General features: G+C 44.0%; 1 rRNA gene. It reads left to right on the forward strand.

From position 1 onward, the window contains the following. Positions 1 to 864: 864 nt before the first annotated feature. Positions 865 to 1,209, forward strand: a 16S ribosomal RNA gene (locus EGI31_RS14550); the annotation flags it as partial.

Raw genomic sequence — 1,209 nt, forward strand, 5'->3', positions numbered from 1 at the left:
GTACCCCTCCGCCCCAAAAACAATAGAGCAAGAACAAGCGATAGGGGTGGGCACTGGGTCGGGCAGATCTACGCTCGTAATCTTCGCATTACCATTCTTGATTATGCTCCCGTTTTTGTGCCCAGCCTAGCGGCCAGGTTACAAAGAGCTCATGGTTGGTGAGCGATAGTCGAACCACTAACCGTCAAACAAACCAGACCAGCCGCAGGCAAAGCCAGTCCTAACTTTACCCTCCTTTTTAAGGAGGGTCGGCCGCAGGCCGGGGTGGTTAGTACGACAATTCACCCACCGCAGGTGAGCAGAACAACCATTTTAAAAAAAACAAAACGCTAAACATATAAATATTTCAATAACCGATCTAAAATAGTCAAAACGAAAAACGGCAGAAAATGCCCAAGAAAACACATTCAATCCAGAAAAGGGGAGATTGCGGCAAAAAAAGCACATATAACGAAACGCCAAACAAATATAACAAAAGCAAGAACTTTCTATGAGGTAGAAGTCAAAAGTCTTTGAAAAGCAGTGAATTAGGAGAAATGGTTAAAAAGAATAATAAAATAATATTTGGAAAAGGGGGAAATAGTGTCTTACCTTTGCACTCCCAAACGGCGAGGACGTATAAACGGAGAAGCTTGGAAGGGGATAAAGTTCAAATAAATAAATAAATTTTTTTCTTAAAAAGTTTTGGGGGTTAAAAAAAGGTTCTTACCTTTGCACCCCGATTAAGTCGGAAGGAAACGAGAAGGGAAAAAAAGAGGATACTGGAAACAGTGACGAGCTCACGGTGAAGTGGGATAAAGTTCATTAACTTATTGGAGATAGAGACGAAACATAAAGTTGGGAGATCTTTCGATGTAAGAAATTACTATGGAGAGTTTGATCCTGGCTCAGGATGAACGCTAGCGGCAGGCTTAATACATGCAAGTCGAGGGGGCAGCAATGTCACCGGCGAACGGGTGCGTAACGCGTATGCAACCTACCTACATCAGGGGGATAGCCCTAGGAAACTGGGATTAATACCGCATAATATTGGATATGGCATCATAACCAATTGAAATATTTATAGGATGTAGATGGGCATGCGTAGGATTAGCTAGTTGGTAAGGTAACGGCTTACCAAGGCTACGATCCTTAGGGGCTCTGAGAGGAGTATCCCCCACACTGGCACTGAGATACGGGCCAGACTCCTACGGGAGGCAGCAGTAGGGA

This window comes from Lacihabitans soyangensis (genome assembly GCF_024343775.1).
In the GTDB taxonomy this organism is placed as follows: Bacteria; Bacteroidota; Bacteroidia; order Cytophagales; family Spirosomataceae; genus Leadbetterella; species Leadbetterella soyangensis.